The sequence below is a fragment of the Vibrio sp. 1F255 genome, assembly GCF_041439145.1.
Lineage (GTDB): Bacteria > Pseudomonadota > Gammaproteobacteria > Enterobacterales > Vibrionaceae > Vibrio > Vibrio crassostreae_C.
This window is the reverse complement of the sequence record NZ_JBGONQ010000003.1, coordinates 1-15220: the sequence shown is the minus strand read 5'-3', so window position 1 is coordinate 15220 and position 15220 is coordinate 1. Positions and strand designations below refer to the sequence as shown.

The window sequence follows — 15220 nt, the reverse complement described above, 5'->3', positions numbered from 1 at the left end:
TAATTGCCTCAATTACTTCAACTTGTCGCCAATGAGATACTCTAAAACCTTGTCGACTCTTAGATGTTGGCAAGGCTCATCGGAATGTTGCTCCATCGGTCTAAAGCTCGTGAAATCAAACTGGTTGGTTTCCCAATACTGTTTGTTGGGCAACTTACGCGGCACCTCTCCCGGATACATGGTTTGAGGGACATTATCCAAAGTCACACCTTGCAACGCCGGAACATTGTCTGAGCCAGACGAGATATAACCCGCGCTGGTCGCTTGAATAGACGCGATACTCATACAACTCATGTCGATGTGTTCAAACGCCGCCTGCTGCCAAGCTGGATGCACCATCTGTTGTAACAGTGACACCAAGTTCGGATGTTGATCCGGTGTCACGTGGTCAGCTTTTGTGGCTGCAAACAAGATCTTGTCGATCTTCGGCGCGAATAAACGTCTTAAGATATTGCTTCGACCGTACTTAAAGCTCTTAAGTAACTGTTCTAACGCGCCACGCATGTCCATGAAAGAGTCATAGCCCGCATTAAGTGGCTGTAAGCAATCCACTAGCACGATTTGTCTGTCGAACGTCGCGAAGTGATTCTTGTAGAACGCTTTGACGACCTTCTGTTGATACTCTTCATAACGCGCTTTAAGTACCGCATAGTTACTTGTTTTTGAGAACTTACCCTCAGGTGCGAGACACGGGAAGAATTGCAGCACAGGCGCGCCTTCAAGCTCACCAGGTAATACGAATCGACCCGGTTGAACCCAATGCAGCCCGTTACTTTTACAAGTATGAAGGTACTGAGTGTAGCTATCGGCAATCGCGACCAGTTTCTTTTCGTCCGCTTCTGCTAGCAAATCGATATCACCACGCATGGCGTTCCACTGTTGCGAGTAAGTTTCTCTGTCGCCTTTCAATGCGGCAAACTGAGATTGGCTCCAGGTATCGAAGTTCATATCCAGTAACGGCAAATCAAGCAACCATTCACCTGGATAATCGACAATATCGAGATAAAGGGTGCTGTTTTTACTCAGTAGCTTCTTTGCGCCCTTCGCAGGCTTATATTTGATGGCTAAACGAATCTCACTGACATCACGCGTTGGTACCGGCCATTCTGGTGGCTGTGCATTCAACGACTCCATCGCTTCATCATAAGAGAAGCGTGGAATCATCATGTTGTGTTGCGGGATGCGCTTTGCGCCAATAATTCTTCCATCTCTCGCCGATGCAAGCAGTGGCAGGTTTTTATGGGTAGACGTGTGAAGAAGCTGATTAACCAGCGAAGTTATGAATGCTGTCTTACCCGCACGAGAAAGACCCGTGACCGCTACTCGAATATGAGAATCCGTTCCTCTGCTTATAAAGTCACTCATTTCTTGAGTTAGGTGTTTCATTTGAACGACTCCGTGATAGTTAGGCTAGCTGGTTATGATAATAGAGAGGCAAGCCTATGTTCTTTCCCAATTGGGATAGTTTGTATGCTTTTGCTTATGTTGATGTTGATGTTGATGTTGATGAGTATGCAATACACATTCTTAATGCTAGATGAATAAAAGCCCCTGACTACATTCATAATCAGGGGCTTTAGAATTTTTGCACGATATCCGACGTTTAATCGTCTTCAATCAACTTGTAGATAACAAACAGCGCAATCTCTGCAATTAGCCAAAGCGCACATGTAATCGTCACGTATTTATTATCAAAGATACTGATCCCTTTCAAGATCAGGTCGTAGCCAACAAAAGCACCAATCACCACTGCCAAGATAATCTGTAGGATCTGAATAAAACGAGGCATTCCTCTCTCCTATGTTCTTATATCAAACTATGTGTTTATCACTATATCATTGATAATAAGACAAAAGTGCAGATAATGCTGCACTTTTGTCTTTAACTTTCTGTCAAAAATTGCAATTCAAACGCTGAAGTTAGCGACAATTACGATTTTTTGGCGTCGATTAATTACGCTTTCTCAGCTTCAGCAATCTTCACTTTCCACGTGTCAGGGCCGATCTGGTGTGCGTTCACGCCGTTAGAGTCAACCGCTACCGTTACAGGCATATCTTCAACTTCAAACTCGTAAATCGCTTCCATACCGAGATCTTCAAACGCAACAACGCGTGCTTTTTTAATTGCTTTTGCGACTAAATAAGCTGCACCACCAACCGCCATTAGGTAAACCGCTTTGTGCTCTTTGATTGATTCAACCGTTGCAGGGCCACGTTCCGCTTTACCGATCATGCCCATAATGCCAGTTTCGTTCAGCATCATGTCAGTGAACTTATCCATACGTGTTGAAGTTGTTGGGCCCGCAGGACCTACCGCTTCATCACCTACAGCATCAACAGGACCCACGTAGTAAATGAACTTGCCTTTGAAATCAACGCCGGCTGGTAAGCCTTCGCCGCTTTCTAGCATGCCTTGAATACGTTTATGAGCAGCATCACGACCGGTTAAGATCTTACCTGACAGAAGAACCGTTTCGCCGGTCTTCCACTCTTGTACGTCTTCTTTAGTCACTTCATCAAGGTTAACACGACGTGTATTTGCGCCCGCTTCCCAAGTGATGTCTGGCCACTCTTCTAACTTAGGTGGCGTTAGCTCTGCTGGGCCGCTGCCATCTAGTGTGAAGTGAACGTGACGCGTTGCTGCACAGTTCGGGATCAAACATACAGGCTTAGAAGCAGCATGAGTTGGTGCTGTTTTGATTTTTACATCAACCACAGTAGTGAGACCGCCAAGACCTTGTGCACCAATGCCAAGCTTGTTTACACGGTTGAAGATGTCTAAACGAAGCTCTTCTTCTGCGTTCTCAGGACCTTTCTCGATAAGCTCTTGAATATCGATGTGTTCCATCAAAGATTCTTTCGCTAGCACAGCTGCTTTCTCAGCCGTACCGCCGATGCCTATACCTAGCATACCCGGTGGACACCAGCCTGCACCCATTGTTGGCAGCGTCTTCTCTACCCATTCTGCAATATCATCAGAAGGGTTCAGCATAACCATCTTGGTTTTGTTCTCAGAACCGCCGCCTTTTGCCGCGATTTGAATTTCAACTTTGTTGCCTGGAACCATATTAATGTGAACAACCGCTGGTGTGTTGTCTTTGGTATTAATACGCTTACCTGCAGGGTCCATTAGGACAGATGCACGCAATGGGTTATCTGGATTGTTGTAAGCTTGACGAACGCCTTCATCAACCATCTGTTGTACTGTTTGATCCGTTTCCCACCTAACATCCATACCGATGTTCACAAAACAAGTAACAATACCCGTATCCTGACAAATTGGACGATGGCCTTCCGCAGACATGCGCGAGTTAATCAGAATCTGAGCGATAGCATCTTTTGCTGCTTGGCTCTCTTCTTTCTCATACGCTTTTTCTAGGGCTTGGACAAAGTCTAAAGGGTGATAATAAGAAATGTACTGAAGTGCGTCAGCGACACTGCTGATCACATCTTGCTTACGAATAACCGTCATTGCATGCCTCTTTATTGTTCTGGTTCCATGTGGGTTCATGGTTTGACTGTTCAGGCCTAATTGGCTTAGCTTTTTATTGTGTTGAGCTGTATTTAGTTGCTTTAGCAATCGCTTGCATAGCTGTAAACTAAACCACTTGTATTACACCGTTCTAATCAAGAACCCATTTTATTTTCAATTTATGATACTCTTGCTTCCTCTCACACGCCATGCAGTGATCGAACTCTTTGTCACAAATTAAACAAATGAATAACAACGAATTTCGCTCTATCCAAATCAAGCCGCTTGAATATCAATCAACTTTAGCTAAACAGCTGTTTTCCCATATTGAAAACCTACCGTGGGCAATGCTATTACGCTCAGCTTCAGAAAGCCACGTTGATAGTCGATACGATATTTTAGTTGCTCAACCCATCGCCACCTTTGAGACAGTCGGTGCAAAAACGACCGTTAATGTTAATGAAGAGTGCGAGGTTTCAGACTCCGATCCTTTCGAACTACTCGACCAATATCAGCAACAGTTATTGCCTGCGACTAAAGAGCACACTCAGTTGCCATTCGTTGGCGGCGCTTTAGGCTATTTTAGCTATGATTTAGGGCGCAGAGTCGAGACACTTCCATCACTCGCAAAGCGTGATATTGAAGCACCTGACATGGCAGTTGGCTTGTATGAATGGGCTGTTATCGTTGACCACCAATTGAAAACGGCGTGTATTGTCGGTAGCAATATCGATGAACATCATGATTGGCTAATGCAGCAGATGGCTCAATCACACCTATCACATGCGCCCTTTGGGTTAACCACACCGTGGCAATCCAATATGAGCGAACAGAACTACGCAACGAAATTCGATAGTGTTCAAGAGTACCTGTTATCCGGCGATTGCTATCAGATTAACTTGGCTCAGCGTTTCAATGCCCAGTACCAAGGCAGTGAATGGCTAGCCTATGACAAATTGGAACAAGACAACTCGGCACCCTTTTCTGGCTTCATCCGTTTGACCGACTGCGCAATCATCAGTGTTTCGCCAGAGCGTTTCTTAGAACTCAAAGACAACGTCATTGAAACCAAGCCAATCAAAGGCACACGACCTCGTTCTGAGGACCCGATGATTGATAATGCCAACGCGCAAGACCTAGCAAGCGCCGATAAAGATCAGGCGGAAAACTTGATGATCGTCGACCTACTTCGTAATGACATTGGCCGAGTAGCAAAACCGGGCACAGTGCATGTACCAAAGCTCTTCGATATTGAAAGCTTCCCTGCCGTGCACCACTTAGTGAGCACGATACGAGCGGACCTTGATGACCAATACTCTGCAACTGACCTTCTGAGAGCCTGTTTCCCTGGAGGCTCGATTACTGGCGCACCAAAAGTTCGCGCGATGCAGATCATTGAAGAGTTAGAACCGCATCGACGTTCAGCGTACTGCGGCAGTATTGGCTACATCAGCCGAAATGGCAGAATGGATACCAGTATTACCATTCGTACATTAGTCGCCGAGAACAACACGCTTTATGCTTGGGCTGGCGGTGGTGTGGTATTTGATAGTGATTGTGCTTCTGAATACCAAGAAACACTGGATAAGCTGAGTCGAATTCTACCGGTACTTGAAGATTGCTAAACCTAGTGTCATTAACTGCGAGTTCCGCGACTTAATGACGAGTTCCGTAGCTTAACGGCTAGCAAAAGTTCGATATAAAAAGAAACCGAAGGATCGTAAGATCACTTCGGTTTTTTAGTCTGTAAGTTAGAGTACATAACTCACAACGCTTTATTCGCGTGTTTAAGCGACCTTCACCGCTGAGACACCCCACTTCTTGAGCATCTCTTTCAGATCGTTGGCGGTGTAAGGCTTACTCAAAATGTCATCCATTCCACACTGAATACAACGTTCGCGTTCTTCCAATGTCGTTCCGGCGGTCAGTGCCACAATAGATTTAACGTAACCCTTCTCTCTTAGCTTCTCTGTTGCTTCAAACCCGTCCATGACGGGCATTCTGCAATCCATGAAAACAATGTCGTATTCATTATCTGAAGCAAGCTCAAAAGCTTCTACACCATTGCTCGCGGTAGCAGGTTCAATCTCATGTTTACGTAACATTTGTTGGATGATGATCTGGTTCATCTTAATATCATCAACCACCAGCACTTTAAGCAGTGACAATTCGACTTCAGATTCAAAGCCTCTGGCGACACTATCACTCTCTGCTGGTACATCGACAACCTGAAGAGGAATCGAGATGGTAAACGTAGTGCCTGAGCCAACAACACTGGTCACCCCAATCACGCCATTCATCAAAGCCACCAGCTTGCGACAAATCGCTAAGCCAAGCCCAGTGCCCTCATAATTTCGGCTACTTGAGTTGTCAGCTTGTGTGAAAGGTTCAAACAGCGTCTTATGTGCAGATTCGGCAATGCCTACCCCAGTATCTTCCACTGAGAATACAAACTGGTTTTTCTCCCACTCAATATCGACATTGACGTGCCCCTCTTCTGTAAATTTGATCGCATTACCGATTAAGTTTACAAACAGTTGCGTGATACGTTCTAAATCGCCTTGGAAATGAGAAGGTACGTTAGATGCGACACTGATATTAAATTCGATCTGCTTCTCAATCGCGCGATTGACGAAGATACTTTCAATCGTGTTTCTCAAATCACGTAGGGCAAATTTCTTTGGAATAAGCTCCAACATCCCTGCATTGATTTTGCTGTAATCCAATAGATCATTAATGATGGTTCGGAGAAACTCTCCAGATTGGCTCAGGTTGTTCACTATCTCACGCTGAGAGCTATTCAGTTCGGTATCACTGATCAACTCGGCACTGCCTAGTAAGCCATTAAGTGGAGTTCTTAACTCATGGTTAATCATCGCCACAAAATCACGAGTTGCCCTTTCGGACTCTTCCGCTCGTTTACGTGATTCAATATTTCGGTTGATTGCTAGTTGATGGGTTAAGGCACTGCAGATAAGGTCCGTGACCAACAACAGTTGGCTTTGGATAAACTCGTAGTCTTGGTCTAACAATCTGACTCTGACGATTAACGCACCAACTATGACTTTTTCAACCTCTAAGGGCACGGTCAGTAGGTTGTCTTGCCAATGAGGTTCTTGAATGTCTTGCTCTAACACCTCGACAGTCTCATCGCCATAATCATAGGTCTGTAACTGAGGGATGAGCTTGGGAGGTAGAATCAAACGACTGGCTTCGATTAAGTAACTGTTAGTCACGTTGGTCGTTAGTTCAGATAACATGACATCATCGAGATCATTTCTTAGAAACGCGCGCCCAAAATCAATCAACAGGTTGTCGATTTGTTCTTGGAATTCAATGCGGCGTATATTCGCGTTGGAGCGCTTTTCTAACTGACGCAAAGCAAGCTCAAGTTGTTGGTTAGCCTCGAACAGTTCGAGGCTCTTCTGTTCCAACAATCCTTCAGCCGCTTTCCTTGCCGCGATTTGACGCTTAAGCTTCTTCTCTAGGGCAGATGCCAGATCCATATTACTTTTCTACTTTGAGATTAAACCTAACCACGCTTTGGTCATCATTTTGTGGCGTCATCTCCACCGCGATAGATTCACCGTGGTATTCAGCACATCCTTCAATAAGCCCTAAGCAAACATGAGACATACACCTTGCGCTTTTGTAGTCAAAAACAAGTTGTGCTTCGTTCGTGGTGATAAAACTGAATTCAGGTGGCTCAGCATCTGGATAGAGCTTCTTCACTTCAACATGAATGTAACGCTCTACGTGCTGAATAAATTGAAAGGTGGTATTGCTGTGAGCAAGGCTCGCTTTATTCGGTAATGAGGCCAGTAAGTTCTTAAATACAGACTGCCCAAACACGCGTTGCAAGCTTGCCGCATCAATATCGGTTTTCTTACTCAAGTTGATAATCAACCTGACAAGGTCTTTGTGGTCGTAACTGCCGACCGACGTATAGATCCCTTCATCTTCTGACATTTCTAGAACTTCTTCCAAAAGCTCTAGCCCAAACTTGTCTTCAACAAGCTCTAAAAATTCGGTGAATATGATTCCTTTCATCTCATACCTTTTCTTCTATTTCTTTTTAGAATGGTCCACTAAGTTATTGTTATCAAATTCTTAAACAAAAAATCTACGTTTCGTCACCCAATTTTATGACATGGGTAACGCTTACTCGCCTGTATGCACATATTGAATATAGCAAAAATCGTCATTTTGAGGAGATTCATCGGTAAACAGCCCCTCATGACGCCCAATTAATAACTAAAAGAGGGAAAGTGAATGAAGAAAAACTCAATATTGGTAATCAACCCACGGTTATGTCTATAATTAAAATCATAATAATCAATATATTGGCTTGATATGAATAAAGAAAACTTCCTTCAGCAATTCCAACTTAACCCTACCGTTGGCTATCACCCAGAGTCAGTAGAGCGTGTTTCGCACATCAGTGGCGAGCAATTACGTAAAGCGGCAGTGGTGGTAGGTTTAGTTGAAAGAGAAGATGGTTTACATGTCATTTTTACTAAAAGAGCGGCTCATTTAAAGCATCACCCCGGCCAAGTCAGCTTTCCTGGTGGTAAACACGAACTTTCTGACCCTTCTATGCAATTCACTGCACTCAGAGAGCTCCATGAGGAGGTGGGAATTCGATCGGATCAAGTTAAAATTGTTGGGCAATTACCTGCATTGAGTACTATTAGTAAATTTTCTGTGACGCCGATTGTTGCCATGGTCGATCCTGACTATAAAGCCATCATCGATGAGAACGAAGTTGCCTCAATTTTTGAGGTGCCCGCTACCTATGTTTTAGACCAAGCCAAGTTACACAGCCACACTGTTAACTTTAAACAAATCAAGCATCGAGTTTTTGCTATGCCCTTCCAAGAGCACCTAATTTGGGGCGTTACGGCGCAAATCATCCATTCACTGCAGCAACATGTAGTGCAACAAATCACATAGCAACTACGTTTTGTTTAATCTCTGTTAACAAAATCCAGACTTTCTATGGAACAGATTTATTAATGCAATTTTACGCAAACGTTTCCCTGGTATAAATCTATACAACCCCGCCTTTCGCATAAATAAAAGTAATACCAAGCATAAACATAAATCACCTGTGGCACGCTATTTTCGTGATCAAAAATCCGTTTTTCGCATATCATGTGACACGCCGTTTCATTACATGATTTAGATCTATTTTTTGCAGAAGAAAATTCTGCAGAATTAGCCCCGACTTATTTCCTGTTCCCAAAAAATGAGTAATTTAACATGAACACAACAACTTCTTCGGCAAATGCCGTTAAAGATTCAAGCAAGTTTAACTATAAAGATTTTACCTGGTGTTTATCACTATTCGGTACAGCAGTTGGTGCTGGCGTACTATTCCTTCCAATCAAAGCTGGTGCGGGTGGTTTTTGGCCATTAGTTATCCTAGCTCTAATTGCGGCACCAATGACTTGGTTCGCACACAAATCTCTAGCTCGTTTCGTACTGTCTGCTAAAAACCCTGAAGCTGATATTACAGACACAGTTGAAGAGCACTTCGGTAAGACTGGCGCAAACATTATTACTTTTGCTTACTTCTTCGCTATCTACCCGATCGTTCTTATCTACGGTGTTGGTATCACAAACACAGTTGATTCTTTCCTAGTAAACCAAATGGGTATGGAATCTATTCCACGTCCTCTTCTTTCTGGTGCACTTATCCTTGCTATGACAGCAGGTGTTGTATTCGGTAAAGAGCTGATGCTTAAAGCAACTTCAGCAATGGTTTACCCACTAGTATTCATCCTACTAGCGCTATCTTTTTACCTAGTTCCTGATTGGAACACTTCAATGATGGACGTAAGCCCAGAATGGTCAACAATGCCTTCTATTATCTGGCTTGCTATTCCAATCATCGTGTTCTCTTTCAACCACAGCCCAATCATTTCACAGTTCTCTAAAGAGCAACGTCGTGTATACGGTGATGACGCAGTTAAGAAAACTGACGCGATCACTGGTGGCGCAGCAATGATGCTGATGGGTTTTGTAATGTTCTTCGTATTCTCTGTAGTGCTTTCTCTATCTCCAGAGCAACTAGCAACAGCGCAAGCACAGAACATCTCTGTTCTTTCTTACCTAGCTAACGTACATGAGTCTCCACTTATCTCTTACATGGGTCCTCTAGTAGCGTTCGCAGCGATTACTTCTAGCTACTTCGGTCACTTCCTAGGTGCTCACGAAGGTCTTGTTGGTCTAATCAAGTCTCGCTCTGGTTCTTCAGTAAGCACTATCGAAAAAGCATCTCTAGCGTTCATCGTTGTTACTACTTGGATTGTTGCGGTAGTTAACCCAAGTATCCTAGGTATGATTGAAACAATGGGTGCTCCAATGATTGCAGCTATCCTGTTCCTAATGCCTGTATTCGCGATGCAAAAAGTACCAGCAATGGCTAAGTACAAAACTTCAGCACCTGTACAAATCTTTACAGCTTTATGTGGTCTAGCGGCTATTAGTTCTGTAATCTACGGCGCTCTTTAATCTCAAGCCCTTTTTATAAGATGGCATCCATCTTATATCACGAGATTAGACAAAAAATATAATGATAATAAATGAGCCTCCCTACTCCCCTTGGGAGGCTCTCTTTTTGAGGTAATCGCTATGATTAGTGTATTTGATATCTATAAAATCGGTGTTGGTCCATCGAGCTCACACACAGTTGGACCAATGAAAGCGGGTAAAGAATTTATTGATGACCTACGTTCAATGGGAAAATTGCGCGACATCACTAAAATCACCGTGGACGTATATGGATCACTATCACTGACAGGGAAAGGTCACCACACAGATATCGCAATCATCATGGGTCTTGCTGGCAATACTCCTGAGCGTGTTGATATCGATTCTATTGCTGGCTTCATTGCTCGCGTAGAAGAAACTGAGCGCCTTCCTGTTGGCATGCACTGTCATACAGTATCGTTCCCACGCGATGGCGGTATGAACTTCCACACTAGCAACCTTTCTCTACACGAGAACGGCATGAGCATTCATGCATGGGTTGGTGACGAAGTTGCATACTCAAAAACGTACTACTCAATTGGCGGCGGTTTCATCGTTGACGAAGAGAACTTCGGCAAAGAAGAAGAAAACCCAATCAAAGCACCTTACGAATTCACAACAGCTGAAGAGCTGGTTAATCAGTGCAAAGAAAGCGGTCTTTCTATCAGTACACTGGTTATGAAAAACCAAGCAGCGTTCCACTCAGACGAAGAGTCTCGCACTTACTTCGCTAACATCTGGAAAACTATGCGTGAGTGTATGGATCGCGGTATGAATACTGAAGGTATCCTGCCTGGTCCACTACGTGTTCCTCGCCGTGCAGCAGCACTTCGCCAACAGCTAATGACTTCAGAAAAAACAACCAATGATCCAATGTCGGTTGTTGACTGGGTAAACATGTTTGCTTTCGCAGTAAACGAAGAAAATGCAGCTGGCGGCCGTGTAGTAACGGCACCAACAAACGGCGCATGTGGCATCATCCCTGCTGTATTGGCTTACTACGATAAGTTCATCCAAACAGTGACAGAGAAAGATTACATCCGTTACTTCGCAGCTTCTGGCGCGATCGGTGGTCTTTACAAGCGTAACGCTTCAATCTCTGGTGCTGAAGTTGGCTGTCAGGGTGAAGTTGGTGTGGCATGCTCTATGGCTGCTGCTGGTCTTGCTGAGCTTATGGGTGGTAGCCCTGAGCAAGTATGTATGGCTGCAGAAATCGGCATGGAGCACAACCTAGGTCTAACATGTGACCCAGTTGCTGGCCAAGTACAAGTACCATGTATCGAGCGTAACGGTATTGCTGCAGTTAAAGCAATCAACTCGACTCGTATGGCGCTTCGTCGCTCTTCTGCTCCTACTGTTTCTCTAGATAAAGTTATCGAAACAATGCTAGAAACAGGTAAAGACATGAACGCTAAATACCGTGAGACATCTCAAGGTGGTTTGGCTGTTAAGGTTGTTTGTTAATCATTCTGAATTAATAAACCGATAATAAAAAAGGAACGCCGCGGCGTTCCTTTTTTGTATCTGAAGCTTTTGGAGCTAAAGCTTGGTGACTGATTGATTCAACCGACCAAATTGTTTTGTTAAATCACTTGCGAGATAAGCAGGAAACAACCAAACAGCAGTGAGAACAACATCATTGCGCTGCCACCTTCTGCTCGGTATCGGTCATCAGCAACTTTCATGAAGCGCTGCTTGTGAACCATAACCAGAGGAACAAACACCGCTAGGAACACCAAGATGATGCCTGCGTAATTCAGCACTTGTAGGAACTTGTCTGCAGCAAGCAATGAACCCGCCAACGGCAAGATAAAGCTAATGCAGTACGTTACCGCTGTATTTTGGTTGAACATGTCTTTGTTCTGGTTGAACAACGCCATTGCTACGCCAAAGAAAGAAGTCAACAACGCCAAGCCAGTGAAGGTAGACAAGACGTTACCCACCCAAGGAGACTGAGCCTCAAACGCCGCCATCAAATCTGATACGTTCTCAAAGCTACGGAATTGCTCTTCACTCAAGTTACCCACTACCGCAAACAACCAACACAAGTAACACACTAATGGGATCAGAGAACCGATGATCACAATGTTACGCAGCTGTTTGTCTGTCGCTTCGTGGTTGTAAGAAACCAAGGTTGGAATCACCACCATAAAGCCAAAGCTCGTAAACAGGATGGCACTGGTTTTGATTAGGTCAACGTGGTCATGGCTGGTTACCTGCATCAAGTTTTCTTGAGTCATGCTCGGCGCTAAGAAGGCCATGGTTGCAAACAAACTAGCAAGCATCACGAAGAACAATGCTCGATTGAGCTTATCAATCACACCAGTACCACTTGCGACTACTGCGCCAGCAAGCAAGGTAAACACGGTTTGGCTGGTAGTCGCGGTAATTTCGACGCCAAAGTTAGACAGTAACTTACTCAGCAAGTCACCTGCGCCCAGAATGTAAGCCATTAATAGGCAAATCAACAACGCGTATAGCAAGCCGTTGGTAAGCAACTGACCTTGTTTACCCAAGGTTTTTCGGGCAATAGAGTTTAATCCTAGACCGCCACCCGCTTTGATGGTCGCTTCTAGAAGTAGTAATGCTGCGTAAGTCGTACCGAAACAGATCAGTACCATAAGCAGTGTGCCGTAAAGCAATCCGAATTGAGCTAATACCATTGGGATCGCAAGCATACCAGCACCGAGAGCGGTACCAGCGATAATTAGGGAGCTACCCATCATTTTAATATTCATTGTTTTTAACTTATTTGTTTAGTTTTTATAGATGTGAGTCTTCGTTCATCGAGCGGATGACAAAGGAGTTCAGATAGAAATAAAGTTATAAAACGAATAACAATAGGAGCGATAAGCGGTAAAGAAGCGTGCAGAGACGTTGTCGAACAGGGCGTTCAAAGGGGAGCTTGTCTTAAAAGAGGTAAAACGAGAAGCGTGAGTAAGCATTAACTGATGTGGTGAACCTTCCGTAGGTTCAATAATCGGTGATGTAATCTTGAATTTCATGTATGTGTCCAATAAGTCACATTCCATAGTATTTGAAGCAGCGTATCCGTTGCTGCCCTACCTCTATCATAGAGGTCTTTTCATCTTATCGAATGAGCCTCGAAACACAACGCTATAACCACAATTTTTGCTATTAAATTGAACAAAACAACCATTTGGATATAAATTGACCACTAAGTCGTCTAAAACAATAGTCTTTATTGATAAAAGACAAGCGGACAAATACATCGAGCTAATTAACAACCTAGGCTTTTCTAATTATCAGCACAATCAAAACTCGATGCTGCACTTCAATTTTCCCAAAACAACAGTCTGTTTTAAGAACAGCGAGGAGCTTGAAGCGCGTTCCATTTCAACATCAGACACGACACAAACTCGCTACATCACAGAAACATAACCACAACCGGAGTGTGGTCACACAATTCGTTATACCCCATAGGTGGTAGGAATTCTTACTAGTACAGTATTTGCGTCATTATAATTAATAAAAACAAACACCTTATGCGCTCAACAATCACCTTTAAAATCCTAGTGGCCCTCGCCATCGTGTTCACCTTTTTGCTGGCAATATCGACCTATTTCCAATATTCGCAACAAAAGCAACTTGTAAACTCAGTGTTAAGTGAGCAGCTTCACGACAAAGCAAGTAACTACTTCGATAGCCTCAATATGATGATGCTCACCGGCACCATGGCACAAAAAGAGACCCTTCGTCAGAAAGCACTGGCTCAAGAAGGCATTGAAGACGTTCGTGTTTTACGCGCCGACGCTGTCAGCAAGTTATATGGCCCAGGTAATGACAACCAAACACCGGTTGACGATATTGATAAACGAGCGCTAGCGGGCGAAACCGTTATCGAACCTTTTTCTGCTGATTGGGGCAAAGGCTTGGTGATTGCTCTGCCAATGAAGTCGAGTGAAGATTACCGAGGAACCAATTGTGTCGCCTGTCATATGGCACCAGAAGGTGAAGTCTTGGGTGCGATTCGTCTCGAATATAACCTTAACCATGTTAACTCGCTGATTAACACTCAAACCATGGCTGCTATTGGCATTATGGCAGTGATCTCGTTTGCCGGATTTGTCCTTACGATGGGATTAATTCGTAAGATTATCGTGCGCCCGCTGCAACAGACTTCTCGCTTTATGACCCAAGTCAGCAACGATAAAAACCTATCCACTCGCCTGCCGGAACAAAGCAAGGATGAGATTGGCACGCTGGCTAACTCCATCAACTCGTTCATGGGAACCGTATCCGACAGCTTAGAAAAGGTACAAAGCACCTCGCACAAGTTAAATGCGTCTGCCAACCAACTGACTAGTGTCGCGCAAATTACCGAGCAAGCCGCCAGCGACCAGCAAAGCGAAACCGCAGAAGTGCAACACAATGTCGAAGGAATACAGGCGCAACAAGTCAATGTAGAACAAGCGACTTTAACAGCTTCAGAGCTTATCAATCACACCGCTGATGTGGCGTGTAAGAGTGCCAACCAAGCACACGAAGCAAGCAGTGAGATAAAAAACCTCGTTAGCAGCATAGAAGAAGTGAAACACAAAATACTGACACTCAATGAGCAAACCGGAGAGGTCTCTTCAATATTGAGTGTGATTCGTGGCATTGCTGACCAAACCAATCTTCTGGCCTTGAATGCAGCAATTGAAGCGGCACGTGCGGGAGAACAAGGTCGTGGGTTTGCGGTGGTGGCTGATGAAGTTCGCCATCTTGCATCACGAACCGCTGAAGCAACAGGCAGTATTGAGTCAATCATTCATCAGTTCCAGCAAGGCAGCGAAGAGTCGCTGACTTCTGCCGATCGCGTTTGCGAACAAGCCCATCAAAGCTCAACCGATATCGACGCACTTTCAATTGAAATGAATGGTGTGGTCGAAGAGATGAAACAGGTGCTGGCTCACGCACAGAATATTCAGCAGCAAACGCAATCCACCACACAAGCGACTCAAGATGTTCAACAAAAGGTTGAAACCATCACCTCTCACGCCAACAACACATCGCAATCCGCGGCTGAAACTCGCAACATCAGCAATGACTTAGAAGAGCTATCTGATCATCTTGAATCGCTGATTAATCAGTTTACTTTGTCGAGTACAAAGAAGAAGTCATAGATCGCCAACAAAAAAGCGCTCAACAATGAGCTAATGCCGATCAGTTAAAGCCAAAGCGATCGGTTGAAGGATCCTTCAGAGCTGTC

Annotated in this window: 12 protein-coding genes; 5 read left to right on the top strand and 7 right to left on the bottom strand. The window is 44.3% G+C overall.

Annotation, left to right across the window (positions count from 1 at the left end):
* Positions 1–12 precede the first annotated feature (12 nt).
* From ACED41_RS02815 to ACED41_RS02805, 3 genes are all read right to left on the bottom strand, one after another.
* Entirely contained in the window at positions 13–1386 is a 1374-nt protein-coding gene (locus tag ACED41_RS02815) for a YcjX family protein (protein ID WP_371724427.1), read from the bottom strand.
* A 217-nt stretch (positions 1387–1603) separates the two neighbouring features.
* Positions 1604–1789: a hypothetical protein gene (locus ACED41_RS02810; protein WP_004734731.1), complete on the bottom strand. Its 186-nt coding sequence runs from the start codon at positions 1787–1789 to the stop codon at positions 1604–1606.
* A gap of 164 nt (positions 1790–1953) precedes the next feature.
* Positions 1954–3471, bottom strand: coding sequence for a fumarate hydratase (locus ACED41_RS02805; protein ID WP_017068776.1), 1518 nt, complete (start codon positions 3469–3471; stop codon positions 1954–1956).
* A gap of 245 nt (positions 3472–3716) precedes the next feature.
* Between ACED41_RS02805 and pabB the strand changes: the two genes are divergently transcribed.
* Positions 3717–5096, top strand: coding sequence for an aminodeoxychorismate synthase component I (pabB, locus tag ACED41_RS02800; RefSeq protein WP_371724426.1), 1380 nt, complete (start codon positions 3717–3719; stop codon positions 5094–5096).
* A gap of 162 nt (positions 5097–5258) precedes the next feature.
* On the opposite strand, the gene ACED41_RS02795 is transcribed toward pabB, so the two are convergent.
* Together ACED41_RS02795 and ACED41_RS02790 are read right to left on the bottom strand one after the other, a co-directional pair.
* Complete coding sequence (locus tag ACED41_RS02795; RefSeq protein WP_371724425.1) at positions 5259–6977, bottom strand: ATP-binding protein; 1719 nt, start codon at positions 6975–6977, stop codon at positions 5259–5261.
* A gap of 1 nt (position 6978) precedes the next feature.
* Positions 6979–7521 (bottom strand): heme NO-binding domain-containing protein, encoded by a 543-nt coding sequence (locus ACED41_RS02790; RefSeq protein ID WP_065584176.1) that lies wholly within the window; start codon positions 7519–7521, stop codon positions 6979–6981.
* 303 nt (positions 7522–7824) lie between these two features.
* On the opposite strand from ACED41_RS02790, the gene ACED41_RS02785 reads away from it, so the two are divergent.
* The 3 genes from ACED41_RS02785 (at position 7825) to ACED41_RS02775 (ending at position 11469) form a co-directional block, all read left to right on the top strand.
* On the top strand, positions 7825–8424 hold the full coding sequence (locus ACED41_RS02785) for a CoA pyrophosphatase (protein ID WP_102333204.1): 600 nt from the start codon (positions 7825–7827) through the stop codon (positions 8422–8424).
* A gap of 309 nt (positions 8425–8733) precedes the next feature.
* Positions 8734–9987: an aromatic amino acid transport family protein gene (locus tag ACED41_RS02780; RefSeq protein ID WP_102320452.1), complete on the top strand. Its 1254-nt coding sequence runs from the start codon at positions 8734–8736 to the stop codon at positions 9985–9987.
* Between the two features lie 120 nt (positions 9988–10107).
* Positions 10108–11469, top strand: coding sequence for an L-serine ammonia-lyase (locus tag ACED41_RS02775; protein ID WP_017060420.1), 1362 nt, complete (start codon positions 10108–10110; stop codon positions 11467–11469).
* Between the two features lie 119 nt (positions 11470–11588).
* Here the strand turns inward: ACED41_RS02775 and ACED41_RS02770 are convergent, their stop codons facing one another.
* Both ACED41_RS02770 and ACED41_RS02765 read right to left on the bottom strand, forming a co-directional pair.
* Entirely contained in the window at positions 11589–12731 is a 1143-nt protein-coding gene (locus ACED41_RS02770; RefSeq protein ID WP_371724524.1) for an amino acid permease, read from the bottom strand.
* 81 nt (positions 12732–12812) lie between these two features.
* Positions 12813–13010, bottom strand: coding sequence for a hypothetical protein (locus tag ACED41_RS02765; protein WP_048611631.1), 198 nt, complete (start codon positions 13008–13010; stop codon positions 12813–12815).
* A gap of 501 nt (positions 13011–13511) precedes the next feature.
* Here ACED41_RS02765 and ACED41_RS02760 point away from each other — a divergent pair.
* Positions 13512–15134: a methyl-accepting chemotaxis protein gene (locus tag ACED41_RS02760; protein ID WP_017065420.1), complete on the top strand. Its 1623-nt coding sequence runs from the start codon at positions 13512–13514 to the stop codon at positions 15132–15134.
* The last annotated feature ends 86 nt before the right edge of the window (positions 15135–15220 follow it).

Bases quoted from the DNA above. Each gene is read 5' to 3' on its own strand.
- ACED41_RS02765 (WP_048611631.1), bottom strand. From the start codon at position 13,010: ATGAAATTCAAGATTACATCACCGATTATTGAACCTACGGAAGGTTCA.
- ACED41_RS02780 (WP_102320452.1), top strand. From the start codon at position 8,734: ATGAACACAACAACTTCTTCGGCAAATGCCGTTAAAGATTCAAGCAAG.
- ACED41_RS02775 (WP_017060420.1), top strand. From the start codon at position 10,108: ATGATTAGTGTATTTGATATCTATAAAATCGGTGTTGGTCCATCGAGC.
- ACED41_RS02795 (WP_371724425.1), bottom strand. From the start codon at position 6,977: ATGGATCTGGCATCTGCCCTAGAGAAGAAGCTTAAGCGTCAAATCGCG.
- ACED41_RS02815 (WP_371724427.1), bottom strand. From the start codon at position 1,386: ATGAAACACCTAACTCAAGAAATGAGTGACTTTATAAGCAGAGGAACG.
- ACED41_RS02760 (WP_017065420.1), top strand. From the start codon at position 13,512: ATGCGCTCAACAATCACCTTTAAAATCCTAGTGGCCCTCGCCATCGTG.
- ACED41_RS02805 (WP_017068776.1), bottom strand. From the start codon at position 3,471: ATGACGGTTATTCGTAAGCAAGATGTGATCAGCAGTGTCGCTGACGCA.
- ACED41_RS02810 (WP_004734731.1), bottom strand. From the start codon at position 1,789: ATGCCTCGTTTTATTCAGATCCTACAGATTATCTTGGCAGTGGTGATT.
- ACED41_RS02770 (WP_371724524.1), bottom strand. From the start codon at position 12,731: ATGATGGGTAGCTCCCTAATTATCGCTGGTACCGCTCTCGGTGCTGGT.
- ACED41_RS02790 (WP_065584176.1), bottom strand. From the start codon at position 7,521: ATGAAAGGAATCATATTCACCGAATTTTTAGAGCTTGTTGAAGACAAG.
- pabB (WP_371724426.1), top strand. From the start codon at position 3,717: ATGAATAACAACGAATTTCGCTCTATCCAAATCAAGCCGCTTGAATAT.
- ACED41_RS02785 (WP_102333204.1), top strand. From the start codon at position 7,825: ATGAATAAAGAAAACTTCCTTCAGCAATTCCAACTTAACCCTACCGTT.